The sequence below is a fragment of the Dapis purpurea BLCC-M126 genome, assembly GCF_050015975.1.
Lineage (GTDB): Bacteria > Cyanobacteriota > Cyanobacteriia > Cyanobacteriales > Microcoleaceae > Trichodesmium.
In genome coordinates this window covers 1-16,722 of sequence record NZ_JBNHER010000292.1, presented here as the reverse complement: position 1 = coordinate 16,722, position 16,722 = coordinate 1, and the positions used below count along the sequence as shown (strand labels likewise).

The 16,722-nt window shown below is 35.8% G+C and carries 7 protein-coding genes; 2 read left to right on the top strand and 5 right to left on the bottom strand.

The features are described 5' to 3' along the window. Positions 1-170: 170 nt before the first annotated feature. The 3 genes from cax to ACP6PL_RS26585 all read right to left on the bottom strand — a co-directional run bounded on the left by cax (position 171) and on the right by ACP6PL_RS26585 (position 5,942). Positions 171-1,289 carry a calcium/proton exchanger gene (cax, locus tag ACP6PL_RS26595; RefSeq protein ID WP_426548350.1) on the bottom strand — a complete coding sequence of 373 codons (1,119 nt, stop codon included), beginning with the start codon at positions 1,287-1,289 and terminating at the stop codon, positions 171-173. Positions 1,290-2,325: 1,036 nt separating this feature from the next. After that, positions 2,326-3,336, bottom strand: coding sequence for an NADPH-dependent aldehyde reductase Ahr (gene ahr, locus ACP6PL_RS26590; protein ID WP_426548349.1), 1,011 nt, complete (start codon positions 3,334-3,336; stop codon positions 2,326-2,328). Between the two features lie 77 nt (positions 3,337-3,413). After that, complete coding sequence (locus tag ACP6PL_RS26585) at positions 3,414-5,942, bottom strand: HAD-IC family P-type ATPase (RefSeq protein ID WP_426548348.1); 2,529 nt, start codon at positions 5,940-5,942, stop codon at positions 3,414-3,416. A gap of 1,248 nt (positions 5,943-7,190) precedes the next feature. Here ACP6PL_RS26585 and ACP6PL_RS26580 point away from each other — a divergent pair. Both ACP6PL_RS26580 and ACP6PL_RS26575 read left to right on the top strand, forming a co-directional pair. Then, the gene (locus tag ACP6PL_RS26580) at positions 7,191-9,875 is read left to right on the top strand and encodes a DUF3536 domain-containing protein (protein ID WP_426548347.1); all 2,685 of its coding nucleotides are present in this window, start codon (positions 7,191-7,193) and stop codon (positions 9,873-9,875) included. Between the two features lie 864 nt (positions 9,876-10,739). Further along, positions 10,740-12,161, top strand: a complete 1,422-nt coding sequence (locus ACP6PL_RS26575) for a glycoside hydrolase family protein (protein ID WP_426548346.1) — start codon at positions 10,740-10,742, stop codon at positions 12,159-12,161. A 142-nt stretch (positions 12,162-12,303) separates the two neighbouring features. Here ACP6PL_RS26575 and ACP6PL_RS26570 read toward each other — a convergent pair whose 3' ends face one another. Both ACP6PL_RS26570 and ACP6PL_RS26565 read right to left on the bottom strand, forming a co-directional pair. Further along, the gene (locus ACP6PL_RS26570) at positions 12,304-12,591 is read right to left on the bottom strand and encodes a hypothetical protein (RefSeq protein WP_426548345.1); all 288 of its coding nucleotides are present in this window, start codon (positions 12,589-12,591) and stop codon (positions 12,304-12,306) included. 1,629 nt (positions 12,592-14,220) lie between these two features. Continuing rightward, positions 14,221-15,987, bottom strand: coding sequence for a GspE/PulE family protein (locus ACP6PL_RS26565; RefSeq protein ID WP_426548344.1), 1,767 nt, complete (start codon positions 15,985-15,987; stop codon positions 14,221-14,223). Positions 15,988-16,722 lie beyond the last annotated feature (735 nt).

Below are 16,722 nucleotides of genomic sequence, written 5' to 3'. Positions count from 1 at the left end.
AGTTATCTTATTAGTTAAAGGAACATCTCCTGTAAAGTCTTCTTATCGCCTTTATTATTCGTAACATTCTTTTTTGTCGCTTTGGTCCACATCCGTTTTGAGTCTCCAAATGCCCCTCAGCGACAACCTAAAAACCTGATTTTTAGATAATGTCTCAAGAGGCGAGCTATTCAACTCAATCCTTCAATTACAGGGTGGAAATAAAAGGCTAATCCTAAAACAGCATAAGCTGCTAATAATAAAGCTCCTTCTAACCAATCAGAACGACCATCAGAACTTACAGAATTAGCAATTAATACTGCTACTACTACTGCTACTAATTCAAAAGGATTAAAATTCAAATCCATTGGTTGACCTAGTAATAAACCAGCCAGAATTAATACAGGCGCCACAAATAAAGCAATTTGTAAACTAGAACCTACTGCTACTGAAACAGATAAATCCATTTTATTTTTCATAGCAACAGTTACTGCCGTAGCGTGTTCGGCAGCATTACCAATAATTGGTACTACAATTACACCAGTAAATAGAGAAGTTAATCCTAAAGTAGCAGTAGCTTCTTCTAAAGAATCAACCAGTAATTCTGATTCAAATGCCACTGCTAAAGTTGCGACTAATAAAACCAACACCCAGAGTAACAAATTAGGTTTATCTTCGGTATTTTCTTCTGATTCACTACCAGAATTTAATTCTTCAGATTCATTTTCGGCTACACCAACTTCATATAAGTAAGAGTGAGTTTTCATCGAAAATAATAAGGTGAGTATATAAACAGAAATTAATACTATTGCTACTGCACCGGACAAATTTTGCATTGTATTTTCAGTAATACCATCGGAAGTGGCATTTACTGCTGTTGGTACTAAGATAGCAATTACAGCTAAGTTCATCGCTGAAGCATTTAAACGAGCTACTACCGACTGAAATTTTTGTTCTTTGAAACGTAGCCCACCTAAGAACATTGATAAACCCATTACTAGCAATAAATTACCAATTATAGAACCAGTAATACTTGCTTTAACTACACTTATTAATCCAGCATTTAAAGCAATAATACCGATAATTAATTCTGTAGCATTGCCGAATGTAGCATTCAACAAACCACCTAAATTAGGGCCTAAAACAACGGCAATTTCTTCAGTGGCAGTACCCATCCAACCTGCTAGGGGAATAATTGCTATAGCAGATGTAATAAAGATAGCTGATGAACCCCATTCCATAAAATTAGCTGCGATTGAAATAGGAATAAATACTAGGAAAATAGAAATGATTGTTTGTGTATTTAGCATGAGTAAAAATTTCAAATTCAGTAAATCAGAAATCAGACAAAAATCAAGATATTTTGCTGAACAAAGTATTTTGCTGATGGTTATATTTCAGGAGGTAAGTATTCAGCAATTAAGCGCTTTGGTTTTACCCATACTTTTGATTTTTTCAAATCTATCAATTGTTTTTTTCTCCTTTAAAGGTAAGGTAATGAAGCTGATAATGCAGTTCCTCTGTAATAGACTAGCTAAATGGTTATATCATGTCTGGTTGAACAGTTACAAGTAATTAGGGAGGAGTCAGGATAAAAGAATCTATTGGGAGAAAGAAGTGTTGGGATTGCTGATTTTGGGTATGATTTATGTTTGTTGGCAATTTCTAAACTATTCAATAACAAACACTTGAGATTATTCACTTTTTATTTTCATACCTTGATTCAGCAAAACCGAAGTGTTTCTATCACTAATTATCTCGACATGGTATCACATCAGGAGAAATATGAAAAACCCAAGCAAGCAAGGGGTAGAAAAAAAGACTTTTTTTTTAGTCCTAAGTTTGGTATAAGTACAATCTTATTCACACAATATAAAGCGATAATATTGCACTTTTTTCAGAACGAAAAAGCTCAAATTTCCTGGTAATGTTTTTTGCCTATTCAGGTCATTTTAAGTCTTATAGATATAATACCAGACATAATAAATATTTCCTAGAAATAGTTGAGAATTGAGATGCTGCTAGTAGTCAGTTGTAGGGTCAAAAGTCCTTTTGTCCTTTTAAGTATTTATTCTGATGAGACTTAAATTTTTCTTTGAGTAAAATTTAATATAAAATTATTAAATTACTCCAACTATTTGTAATATTCTTATTCAAAGCTTCGTCAAATTCAATTTACTAGGTAAACCCAAGCTTAATACTTAAAAGAGTAAATATTTTTGAGGTATAAATACTCTTTAGTCCAACGTTATAGTTTTGATTCATTTCCAAACTACTTAGACCAAACAAATGCTATTTCCCCTCACGAAGTTAAAGTTAGAAATGCAAAAATTCTATTTACACTATTTATTCACGATCTAAAACAATTCGATAACGTGCTTTACCATTATGTAAATGCTCCATGGCTTCATTGACTTTACTCATCGGAAAATGTTCAGTGATAGGCTTAATCTGATGAAGAGCAGCAAATTCTAACATTTGTGTAATTGTCTCTGGACTACCAACCGGAGAAGACGATACAGAAAGCTGGCTAAATAACATTGGTCCAACACTTAAATCAAGAGGTTCGGTTACAACCCCTACAAGATGAAGACGACCCCTGGGTTTGAGTGTCTGGAGATAGGCATTCCAATCTAACTTAACGTTTACTGTAGAGACTATTAAGTCAAAACGACCTGCACTAGCTGTTAAAGCTTCAGGGTCTCGTGAATTGAGTGTATCATGTGCCCCTAAGTTTAATGCTTCCTCAATTTTTGAGGGACTAGAGGTAAAAGCTGTTACTCGACAACCCCACGCACGGAAGAATTGAAGAGCTATATGTCCCAAACCACCAATACCAATAACAGCAACACTTGCTGTGGGTGAAATATTAAATTGAATTAGGGGATTAAATACTGTAATACCACCACATAAGAGTGGACCAGCAGAAGGAAAATCAAGATCTTTGGGCAATTTGATTACACTAACTCCTTTAGCCCGCACAAGGTCTGCAAAACCTCCATGTCTACCCACAATTGTTGGAGAGGCTTTAGTACAAAGATTATGATGACCACCCAAACATTCTGAACAGGCCATACAATAGCCAGAATGCCAACCAAGACCAACGCGATCGCCTACTTTGATGTGGGTAACTTCTTCTCCAACTGCAGCAACTGTACCAACTACTTCGTGACCCGGTACTATAGGATATGTAGTTATGCCCCAGGCATTTTCGAGCATACTTAAATCACTGTGACAGATGCCACAATGCTCTACAGCAATATCAACATCTTGCCCATTAATTTCCCCTAATTCATACTCGAAAGGTTCGAGTTTTATACCATTTTTAGTTGCTGCGTAGCCGTGAACTGTAGTCATGTCTCAAGTTTCTTTTGGCCTATTATTTTCTAAATTTTTTGGAATTATAACTTTTCTAAGTTATTAATAAATTAAGATTAACCAAGATCGACACCTAAAAATTTGTCTAAAAGTTTAGCTCGCCATACATAGCGTAGTAATAAACACCAAACTAAAGCTACCCAACTAATCACAACATAATCATGGGTACTTAGTAAAGATAGTTCAAAAAATTGACGTAGAGGCGGAATCACCAAAATAACTATATAAACTCCTAGTAAAACCAAGGCAACAAAAGTATATCGCCAGTCACCACTGTAAGTCTCTCCACCCACCCAAGCCTTTGTTGGAGGCTTCAGAAAAGGTACTAACAATAGACCACATAAGATCATAATTGTAACTAGAGCGCTACGAGGAACTGAAAGAAATTCATTAACTTGGTCAAGGTTAATAACTAACTCATTTCCCAAAAATGGTATTGCTAAATAAGTTAGATAGACTCCTAAAGCTACAAGAGTAAGAGTCAAAGTAGCAGGTAAAGTAAAATGAAGTAGGGAGCGTACCATACTACGTCGAGGTAATATTCCTGGTTGAGACCAAATCGGAATACAAAAAGTAGGAAATCCTACTGATATCAGAGTAACAACTGCGCTATGTTTATTTAATAATGGAAAAGTACCGCCAATAAATCCTCCTATAAATCCTGTAGCAAAAATTAAGAGGCTAACACAGAATACCCTAATCATAAATAGTTTCAGTACATCTTGTATGCCATTACGAATCCGTTGTCCTTCCAAAAAAGTATGAGGCAAAGAGGCAAAAGAATTTTTCAATAGGACAATATCCGCCACACTGCGAGTTGCCTTACTACCACCTTCCATAGCGATCGCTAAATTAGCCTCTTTCAGAGATAGAACATCATTAACTCCATCTCCAATCATTGCCACATAACGACCTTGCCTCTTAAAACTACGGATCAGTTTAGCTTTTTGGTCAGGAGTAACACGGCCAAAAATTGTTTTAGATACGGCTGCTTGAATAAACTGAGCTTCATCTAATTTGGCCAATTCAGAACCAGAAATAACTTGGATATCTGAACCAAGTCCTGCTTGTAAGGCCAAAGCAGCAACAGTCTGAGGATTATCTCCAGAAATCACTTTGACTTCTATTCCTGCTTCCGAGAAACCTTCTATAGTCTCACGAGCTTCTGGCCTAAGTTCATCTTGAAAGCTAATAATTCCCAGAGGAAAAAGTTCAGTAGGTAATTTTGGTTGTTCTAAATCCTGGTTTAAACTATTGACATTGGGATTATGGACAAATAAAAGCACTCGGAATCCCTGTTTTGCTAATTCTTGAATCTGCTGAGTAACTTTCGTAGTCAGGGGCGTAACTTCAGCTAATATTTCTGGAGCGCCTAGAATGTATGTCCCAGACGGTGAATTTTCCTCTTGACTGGCAAAGCTGATACCACTCCATTTACGAGCTGAAGTAAAAGGGATTTCAAAAATTAGAGAATGTTGACGTCCAGAGAAAACCTCTTCTAGAGCTTCAATAGTTTGATTTTTAGAAGTGGTACTAGCTGCATATTCACCTAATATGCCTCCCAACTTAATTTCATCAAGTCCTATGGGATAAATTGCTTGTAAACTAATACGGTTAGCAGTTAACGTCCCAGTTTTGTCTAAGCATAAAATATCTACATTACTTAATGATTCGACAGCATTAGCTTGCTGAATTAGAACTTCTTGCCCCACCATTTTAACTGCACCAAGAGCATAAGCGAGAGTGATAGCCAAATAAAGACCACTTGGTACTAGGCCAGCAATTACAGCTGCATATTGAACAGTGTCACCAAATGTATAAAATCCAAAGTACCAGTTAATAGCAACCAGTATCCAAAGAAAGCAAGACAAGAGTAAAAATACTCTGATGACCAAGTTAATTTCTTGTTGGAGGGGGGTATAAATTTGGCGAAATGCTCTAGCACTAACAGTTAGTTGATAGGCCAAACTTTCGGTTCCTACTTTTTGGGCTTCATAATAAGCAGTACCACTGACACAAAAACTACCAGAATAAACTTTTTGGCCTGCCTGTTTAGGAATTAAATCGGATTCCCCTGTTAGGAGTGATTCGTCTACTTCTATTTGGCCTTTTCCTACTACTTGTCCATCTACTACTATTTGATCTCCAGCATGGACTACTAATATATCTCCTACGACGATCTCACTGGGATCAATGTTTTGTTGTTTACTTTCTCGAATAACGGTAGCTAATGGTCTAGTTAATAGAGCAATTTGATCTAATTTTTGTTTAGCCCATATTTCTTGGCAAACACTTACTATGACACCACCTAAAATAACAACGATCACGAGGAAAGCATCACCATAACGAGAAAGAGAAATTAAAACCAGACTAATGCTGAGGAAAACGGTATTAATAAAGGTAAATAAGTTTTCCTTTAATATCTGGCGGTAGGATCGACTTGTATGTAATTTGACATGATTTCCTAAACCAGCAGCGCGACGAGCTGTTACCTCGTCTTCTGTGAGACCGTTAATAATTGAGGTATTATTAATATTTTGCCGATCGATCATGACATTTAAACTAATACCATTTCTGTGTAACAATGTATTTAATAATTATCGCTTGAATATTAATTGTGCCTACGATCACCATTTATATATTAAATTCAATTTCATAGAGAAATAGTATGAAGTATAAAGAAATTTATAAAATTACTCTAGAGTAAAAGTTTTGATATTATAAAATTTCATTATATGAGTGTTGGTTTTTAATTAGTGTAAAATGGTATAAGAATTGTTTGAGAACAATTTATTTGCTGTCGTGTTGTTTACCTTTAATTTTCTTTAGCTACTTACTCAAGGTAAGTTCCCCTAAATAAACTTTAAAAAGATATATCATTTTGTATTTCTATCTTTACAGGAATTAGAATAAAATTTATATTGCTTTAATTAATATTTTGTCTATAAATCCTTTGACAAAGACTTTGTTTAATTACTTTGGCTAAATCCTATTCATCTTCAAACATTCTTCCGGCAATTTCATAAGTTTGTATTTGATGCCATTCCCCTTCTATTAAATTTAGTTATGGACTATAAGTTGTAAAAAAAAACAGATAATCATTTTAACTGCTAGTTTTCGACATAAGTAATCATATAAAATTATTGAGACATCTCATTTGCCTCTTGAGCTTATCCAATTAAGGATACAGAATAATACAATAATCAGAAATTAATTTGGCATAGATACTTAAGAGGATTTGAAGAAATTTTTACTACAAACCGCTATTTCATGTTTCCTTGTAAATACAGCAATTTTAACATAATTTCATAAAATTCAAATGATTTATTACTAATCTCTTAATCAAAAGTAATGTTACTAATTTACAGAGAAATTATAAGTAAAGTTAAGTTTTATCACTACAGTATTGCTTTTTGACTAGGATAGGCTTTATGATTGGAATTAAGACGTAAGTAAGTATTAAATCTTTTTTAACTCTGCAAGCAAGTTTTCAACATTACTATACTATCAGCGAAAATGATCGCCTATCATAGTAAAGGCAAGATAAGGAGGAAAGAGTATACTTTTGAGGTAGTTGTTGAAATACTAAAGCTTGGCTAACTAATCAAGAGCATCTAAACAAAATTTGCCTTTTATCACTCTGCGACAATGGCTAAAAAGAATAAATGTAATTGAAATCAAACAAAAAAAGAAAAACTAACCAAGAATGGGAATTAAACATCTAAGTATTAAATGTTTAAAAATAATCCGTGTTTCTTGGAGTTTCGCCATACTATGGCGAAAAAACTAATTTGTTTAATTGAAAATAAAAGCTAAATGGAGAATGCGATCGCATGGTTTCCTCATCTGAGACAAACTTGAATCAAGCAAATAACTCTGTTGTAGAAGTATCATTATCTGAAATAACCAATAATCAGACAACTTCTGTAGCACCTGTACATACTGCCACTGGGGTTTATGTGACCATCCACGGTCACTTCTATCAACCCCCCAGGGAAAACCCCTATCTAGACGCTATTGAACGTCAACCTAGTGCAGCTCCCTGCCATGACTGGAATGAACGCATTTTACATGAGTGCTATCGCCCCAATGCTTTTGCCCGTGTCTTAAATGACCGAGGAGAATTGGTGGGGATCAACAATAACTATGAATATCTCAGCTTCAATATTGGTCCGACCCTAATGAGTTGGTTGGAACGTCACGATATGGAAGTATATCAAAAAATTATTGAGGCAGATCGGAAAAGTTGTCAACGACTCGATGGACATGGTAACGCTATCGCCCAAGCATACAACCATATAATTTTGCCTCTCGCCAATGAACGAGATAAATATACTCAAATTCGCTGGGGTAAAGAAGACTTCCGCTCCAGGTTTGGTCGTGATCCAGAAGGAATGTGGTTAGCAGAAACTGCCGTAGACTATCCTACCCTAGAAGTATTAGTTGCAGAAGGCATTCGCTTCATTATTTTAGCTCCTTCCCAAGCCGAACGTTGTCGTCCATTCTCCAGTCCAGATAACCCTGACCCAGAATGGATCGAAGTAGGTGGTAATCAAATCGATCCTACTCGTCCTTATCGTTGTTTCTTGCGCCGTAGCGATAGCGACAACTCTACAGAAACCCCATACATTGATATCTTTTTCTATGACGGTCCTATATCAAGAGATATGGGCTTTAATGATGTCCTCAATAGTTCTCATAATTTGGCCGGACGAATTGGCCAGGCAATACGGGGAGACCAACGACCTTCCCAATTAATTGCTGTTGCCACTGATGGTGAAACATTCGGTCATCACAAAGGCGGTACAGAAAAATGCCTTGCCTACGCTTTCTTAGGAGAATTTCCCCATCGCAATTGGAATGTAACTAACTTTGCTCATTACCTCAGTATTAATTCTCCCACTTGGGAAGTTGCATTAAAACCAGTAACAGCATGGAGCTGTTGTCATGGCGTTGACCGTTGGCAAGATGATTGTGGTTGCGGTGGTGGTGGCACTTGGCATCAAAAATGGCGGAGACCATTACGAGATTCACTTAATTGGCTACGGGATCAATTTGTTGACATTTACGAAGACTTTGGTCGTCACTTCTTCAAGGATGTTTGGGCAGCACGAGATGAATACGTTAAAGTAATTCTAGATCGCTCTCTTGAGAACATTAAAAACTTCTTCTCTAAGCATCAAAACCACAACCTCACAGAAGCAGAAAAAGTAGATGCTTTGCGTTTATTGGAAATGCAAAGACATTCTCTATTAATGTTTACGAGTTGTGGCTGGTTTTTTGATGAAATATCTCGACCAGAAGGTACTCAAATTCTGCGTTATGCTGCCAGAGCAATAGAATTAGCAGGTGATGTAGCAGGGGTAAAATTAGAGAAAGAATTTGTTTCTCAACTTGCTTTTGCCCCCAGTAATGTAGATTTGTTCAAAACAGGTGATGAAGTTTATCGACAGTTAGTTGCCACAGCTCAAATTACTTTGGAACAAGTAGCAGCTCACTATGCGATTAATTCTTTATTTACTACTTATACTCGCGAACAACGAGTTTACTGCTACAACACCAAACAACATGATTATCAAATGCGACGCATGGGTAATCTAAGTTTGGCAGTAGGTCAACTGCAATTAACTTCAGAAATCACACTGGAATGCAAAGAATTTATTTTTGCTGTACTCCATTTAGGAGGATGGGATTTCCATTGCTGTATTCAACCATTTACAGGTCGTCGGGTTTATACGGAAATCAAAGAAAAGCTATTTGATGCTTTACAAGAAGGCAGTATTGCTAATGTAGTTATGAGTATGGCCGAGTTATTCGGAAAATCTTCATTTGGTCTAGGGGATCTGTTTGCAGAGGAACGCCAACGGATAATGGGTTTATTGAGTCAAGAAACTCTCAATCGCCTGGATCAATTGTATACTCAGGTGTACCGAGATAATTATAGCATAATGATGGCCTTCCGCCGAGATAATTTAGCTGTACCCCAGGAATTGCAGGTGGCTGCTGAAGTGGCATTGGGTCATCGGTTATTGACAAGTGCGCGGACTTTAGAGGCAGAAAGTAGTGACGGGAAATTAAGTATTAGTCATTTGGCAGAGTTAGAAGCTCTTGCTACTGAAGTTAGTCAGCAGCAATGTCGATTCCATAACCTAGAAGTTAAGGAATCTTTAGAAAGATTAATTGTTAGCTCACTCAGACACATTTTGTATGATAATGAACCGGATAATTTGGAATTAGATATCCAAGGTTTAGAGCGAGTTGTTGAAGTAGGAAATCAATTAAATTTAGGTTTGTCATTAATTGGTGCTCAGGAGATTTATTTCCAATCTCTGGAAAGTCAAATTGTACCTCTTTGTTTGGGTTATATTCAACGGGTAAATCATACTCAGATGGAACCTAATACAGAAGGAGAAATTGTAGTAGAAACTACCTGGGAACTGCCTCAAATTCGCAAGTTATTACAATTAGGTAAGAAACTAGCAATTGATGTAGATCAGTGGTTGAATCAGTTGTATTAAAGAAGCAGCCAACACTCAGCAGGAGCATGAAAAATCCAAGATGAGTGTTGAAATAGTTAAGTAATAACTAATCTGTGTGCTGAATTACTTCAGTACACAGTTCCTCTAGAATTGACAGTAGTTATGGAGTTTATGAGGTACAAAATTTTACGACTTTAAGGGATATAAATTATAGCACTATGTGCAAGTAAAAAGTTAGAATTAATTCTTGACTAAGTTTTAGTATTTATAAATGTCCTAATCTTTGCTTCGACTACTATAGTATTAAACTGTACCTAACCATCATAAAAATTGATCTAATATACATAAAATCTACCGACATATAACCTAGAAACCAATTTTTTTCCGTAGCAACCAAGATTTCTTTGCAGACATATTAATGTATTCAATAGATGCGGTCGCCAAGATCCTAAATACTTGTGGATTATAATTTCCAACGACCTTACTTGAAGTAGTAATATAATTAAAGTAGATTAATTTTTGACTGATTTACATTACGAACGCAGGATGTTAAGCCTACTAAATTAGCCAATATACTATACTACTTTTGACAGCTTTGAGTCAACAATTAAAACTTGAAAGTTTAGTGATTGAGACTGAGACAAAACTGAGTCAGAAAATCTGCTTAAATCTAGGCATTTATACTTTTTTTGGGTCTAAAAAAGGTATAAATGCCTAAATTATAGATCGCATTATTAAGTTTTGATCCTGTGATAATATATTTTTGAAAGCCTTAATTAATATCAAAAATGGCGTTTTTTTTACAGAGCTAGCGGTGGACTAGAGACACATAATCTTCTATTTTAAGTAGATCAACTGTCTATATTATCACTTTAGTATTAGTTTTGTCGTTGGGTATAAATTATGAATGGAAAAAATTTAATTCCTCAAAGTGGTCTTAATTTAATTAAGAAATTTGAGGGATATCACAACAAACTTCCTGATGGCCGAGCGCAAGCCTATCCCGACCCCATTTATGGGTGGGAAGTTGCTACAATTGGGTATGGGACTACTAAATATCCCAATGGTAGTAAAGTGAGAAGAAATGATATTATTACCCCTGCTGAAGCAGAGAAGTATTTAGCCTGGGAAGTTGAAGAAGTTTGTAAACCTGTCTTAGAAAGAATCCCTACTTGGTCTCAAATGAATCAAGATCAACAGGGGGCACTTTATAGTTTTGCCTACAACCTCGGTGCACATTTTTATCGTGGAGCCAACTTTAATTCTATTACAAAAGTTTGTGATAGTGTTTCAAAGTGGGAAGATTTAAATTGGATAACAAAGCAATTTGAAAAATATCGAAACCCTGGTTCTGCTGCTGAAGTCGGTTTGCGGAGACGCAGACGTGCTGAAGCTAAACTATTTTGTAAACCTGTAAAAAATGCTAAGTTTATGAAAGACAAAATAAAGGATAAAATAAAGGATAAAATAGAAGACAAAATGGGATTTAACACTGTAAGTTTTACCCATTCAACTTGGTTAAAATCTAAACCTATACAGTCTTCAGAATTATGGGATAATCAGAAAATACTCGTTAAACAACAAGAAAAAATCAAAGTCAAAGAAATATTACCAGATTCTAAACAACATACTTTACTTACCTTAGAACATCCAAAATTAGCACATGATGGCAAAACCTATCTGGAAAAAGTTTATGCTTATACACCTCACCTAAAATTGAAACAACCAAAAAACCTTAGGGTGAAAAAGCTAGACATACCTTATTTTTCTCAATTAGATAACGAAACCTATAATTTTGGTCCAGGAAGTCGCCAGTGCAATTTGACTTCTTGTGCTATGTTCTTAGCAGGTTTAAAGCCAGAGTTAAAACAAAAATCAAAACATACTAGTTTCAAAGAATTTGAAAGTTTTTATGGAGAAACATTAGCAAAATATGGTGACACTACAGACCATGACGCAAATACTAAAGCATTAAGAGATTTCGGAGTAGAAACTTATTTTTCTTATACACTTTCCCATGCAGATTTAATGCTTTGTCTAAAAGCTGGGTACCCAGTAGTGTTAGGATTAGCTTATAAGGGTAGCGGACACATGGTTGTAGCAACAGGATTTAATTTGGATAAAGAGCAAATTTATATTCATGATCCTTATGGCATTAGGCTTGGTACTTCTAATTCTTATGAGGTAGGTGCTAATGGTGCATACGATCCTTATAGTTTCAGTACTTTGGAGCAAATATGGCTTGATATGGGTGCTGAAGCAGGATGGGGAAGAGTTCCTGTTTCTGTAGATAACAAAAAGACTGGTTTGCCTTACAATCTCTAAAAATTAATATTAGCCTGCTAAGGTGATTCAGCTATTGGCATTTGTTCTATCTAAGACAAAATTTATCTACCTCAGTTTTCAGGTGGATAAATTTTTTTATTTATTGTTTGGTGAAAACTATGATGGTATCAAGTATTCTTTTCTAATACTTGAACAAAGGAAACTGGAATATCACCAAAGATACTACCAAAAGTAAAACGATGCTCCAAGGAGCAAAAACAAAGCTTAAAAATAGAGATATTAATGCCATCCCTGCTGTTACTACTTTAACAATTTCTTCAGTAGTATTCGTATACATATAAACAGCTAAGAAAGAGATGAAAAGACTCATCAACGAAACTGGAATCATCACAACTACCTCAAGTAATGGAGTAGTACGTTCCTTCGGGATAGATCCTTTAGTAAAACTTACCCCAATCAAAACTAACAAGGTTTAAGCTTTTTCTAGAACCTTGTTGGATGGAGATATTTAGATAGGTTTTTATTTTTAGCTAATATTTCTATCCCTACTTCCGTCTTCCTCAAAGTTTTGGTTAATTCGCCTTGATGCTATGGGAAAGATGAACGATTAATTTTGTTATTTCATCCAGTATAATTGTTTATTGTACTACTGTCAAGAAAAATAAATTTCTTGATAAAACCAGTTTGGTATCTTTGCCTTATAATTACATTGTTTTTGCTGATTGATGCCCTTACCTCGGAACTACCTTTTAGGGATGTTTCATCCATTGAGCCAAAAAATATGGGGTTGGTAAATAATTGATAATTGATAATGAATAATTGATAATTACCTCTCCCTAAAAGGAAGAAGATTGACGCGCTAGGGAAAATTTTTTCTTCTCTTGGTCGATTGGATATGGCGTTTCGGCGCTTGAGCCGACATGAAAAGCGTAGCGGCTCTGCAAGAGCGGGAAACCTCGCCATCTCTCGACCGCTTGTTTCTCTTTTAAAGGAGAGGCTTTAAACCTTAATTATTCGCTAAATCAAAAGAGCAAACCTTAAGGATCGCCCCTATGTGATAGTTCTGAATAACTAATCAGAGTAACTAAGGGGTGTTGCCCCTACTAAAAAATAATCTTACCAATTTAGATACTGCCTCGATTGGAGGTTTACCAACATTAGCCTTGATTAAGGGAGGGGTTGAGGTTGGACTTCCTGTTGTCTTTGTCCATAAGAATGTTTCCTGAAAATATTAAAACTTTAATAAAGTTTTAACAATAAATCTTTAGTTGTGTAAACAATTTTGAAGAATTATTTTTAACTTTTAACTTTTGAATTGTGATTAAAACTTGATACCTTATATTAAATCCGTTAGTATCGGTATAGTTCAATACTGTACTGTAGATGTTTGGTAGCCAAACTTATAATTTTTGCCAATGCCAATACTGATAGTAGAATCTTATTCTCCAAAACAAGCGGATTTGACATCATGGTGTTGCTGATGCCTAGGTATGAAATTCTTAAATTTATAATGTGTAAATCAGACCTATTTCCCCTCATTCCTGGCGAGGAAAAATCTCCTTTCTAGCTCCTAAATCCTATAAAATTATACATTTATTCAGCAAAGCCGATATTATTTATTGGTCAAAACCATTGATAAATAACGATGTTTTAGTCAATTAAAAATTTTTTTCTCAAAAAAATTGTAGCAATTAGGAGAGTGAAAAAAAATTGGGGGAGATGACAGTTTTGCTACTTTAGCTAGACTTCCCAGAAGCGAATATATGTCAAAATTATTCAAGAGACTTGTGGCTCAATTTATCTATCCACAACGATTTGACCAACACTTAGATAAAAATTAGTTGGCTAGAAATGTATTTATAAATATTCATGTTCAATGAGTAACATTTACTCACCTAATTGATCCGCTAAGACGCATTTGAAATGCGTCTTAACAAGTCAGAAATTAAAAGTCATAACTTAGAAGTAATAAGGGTTTTCCTTTTAACGAGATACACAACAAATAAGTGGTTTAAATGCACAACAGCTTGCTTGTCAAGTGGGCAAATTAATAGGGAATTCCATCAGAAACACCGATCGCAAATTGCTATTTTAACTTTCAACCCATATTATGATTATACAAAGCACTCCGTGGCAAAACACGTTGTACTTCTTCTACTGTCGTTATCCCTTGAGTCACCTTTTCAATAGCAGCAGTTCGGAAAGAAACAAAACCATTTTTCTTCAAATAACGTTGCAACTGAGTCATTGTACCTTCATAAATCAACTCCCGAACAGTATCATTTACATCCAATAATTCTACAACTGCTTCTCTACCAGAATAACCTGAATTAAAACAATTAGAACAACCACGACCAATACGCCATTTCCCCTGAATTTCATGGTTTATACTCGGAGTAACAGCAGTCATCGTTTGCGCGCCATGACCATTACCATTAGTTTTATTTAAAACAGAAGCATAAGCAGATCTACTATTGCTAACAGTCCAACTAACCGCAGATAATGTTTGTGGTCGATCTAAACCCAATATTTGCAACTCTTCTTTGGTGGGAGTATGAGGTTCTCCACAGTGGGGGCAAATTTTCCGTACTAATCTTTGGGCTACAATACCTAACAGGGCATCACTCATTAAAGCAGGATCAGGACCAATATCCTTTAATCGGGGAATTGCACCCATAGCATCATTAGTATGTAAAGTCGTCAAGACTAAGTGACCAGTTAATGCAGCGCGGACTGCTGTATCTGCCGTTTCGCGATCGCGTATTTCACCCATCATAATAATATCAGGGTCTTGACGCAAAATAGCCCGGAGACCGGCAGCAAAAGTCATTCCTGCTCTCTCATTTACCTGAGTTTGAGTAATTCCTGGTAATACATATTCTACGGGATCTTCAACAGTAACTACATTAACATTTTCCGTTGCTACCGATAACAAACTAGTGTATAGGGTACTTGTTTTCCCTGAACCAGTCGGACCTGTAAAAATAATCATTCCTTGTGGTTGGCGCAACAAACTTTTGTATAAAGTCAAACTTCGCTCAGAAAATCCCAACTTCTCTAAACTAGAAAAAGGGTTTTTGGAAGTTAGTAATCTAATCACAACTTTTTCCCCACCAACACAAGGAAGGGTGCTGACTCGTAAATCTACCCCTAAATTAGAATCATCATCCTCTGCATATTGCTCACTAATTCGCCCATCTTGAGGACATCTACTTTCAGCGATATCCATGTCACACATTACCTTAATGGCAACTACTACTCGACGACCAATATCTGCTGGTAGGGTAGTAATATTTCTGAGGATGCCATCAATACGATAACGTACTCGCAGACCCTCCCCAGTCGGTTCAAGATGAATGTCACTAGCACGGTTACGCAGAGCGCCGGAAATAATTGTTTTAATCCGACCAATTTGGTCTGCAGCTTGGGAAAGATATAATTCTGTGGTGGCACAGACATCTTCTTCTTCTAACTCTCCAGTTAAAGGGTTAATTAATTTTGTGCCAGAGATCGATTTGGGGTCTATTTTTTTTCTATGATACCAAGCGCTATAACTCTTTTCCGCAATAGCAATAATTCTAATGTCAGAAAAAGTGCGATCGCTCATCTTTTTCATTTCATCAGCACATATATCTATAGGAGAGGCTAAATAGTAGCAGTTGCGCCATAGCAGCAAGGGAATAACTGGGGGTAAATCTTTTTGATCGGGAAATTCTCTAAAGAAGCGATATGCTACTTCTTTATCAAGTAGTTGCAGATTTACAATTCCCCGTTTATCTACTAAACGTTCCAATGCTTCTTGGCAAGTAATTTCACGATTTCTTAATAGTTGCCAAGCCGATAAAACAGAAGTTGATCCAGTCATAACACTTATGAATCAGAAATGGTTTAAATAATAACCTGCCTTTAAGGACGAGGTTTAAAATAATATTGCATGGAGGAGAAAATACTTTTTGTTCTCCTTCAACTTATGAGACTAACACTGTTGTGATGAAATTAAAACCCATTTATCATTTTGCTCTTGTATCCTAGTCCCCAGAAAGATTTTGAAGAGAATATCCTGGAAAAAGGCCAAGGACAACAGGGAAATAGAGAGCTAAAAATTTTATAAACTTATAATAATAACCTAATAATTCTTTTTGTGACAATGAATCAATTTTCTGTATATACTTATACAAATTATTTTTTTTTTGATAAAGGGAAAATGAAAATACTGTATAATAGTACTCTTAAAACTGCTTCATATATCTCTCATTTTCCCATACTTCCCTTACTTTTTAAGGGGGGATTATTAGTCGTACTTAGAAATTTTTATGGAAGAAAAAATACCTGTTTACACAGCATGACCTAGTAGCGCTACGCGGAAGTCAGAATTCAGAATTCAAACCACCCCTAACCCTCCCAGGAGGGGAGCTAGGAGGGGAAGTCATAAGTTTTGATTGGTAAGGCTTTGAGTATTTTGTCACCGGTCACTTATTTCCGTCATCCTGCACGAGGAAAATAACTGGTAGTGTTCCGATACGCTTAAAATGTTGCAATAGTTAGGGGTAATATCAAATCCGGTAGTATCGGTGTAATTAGATAGTTAATCTAGGAGTCA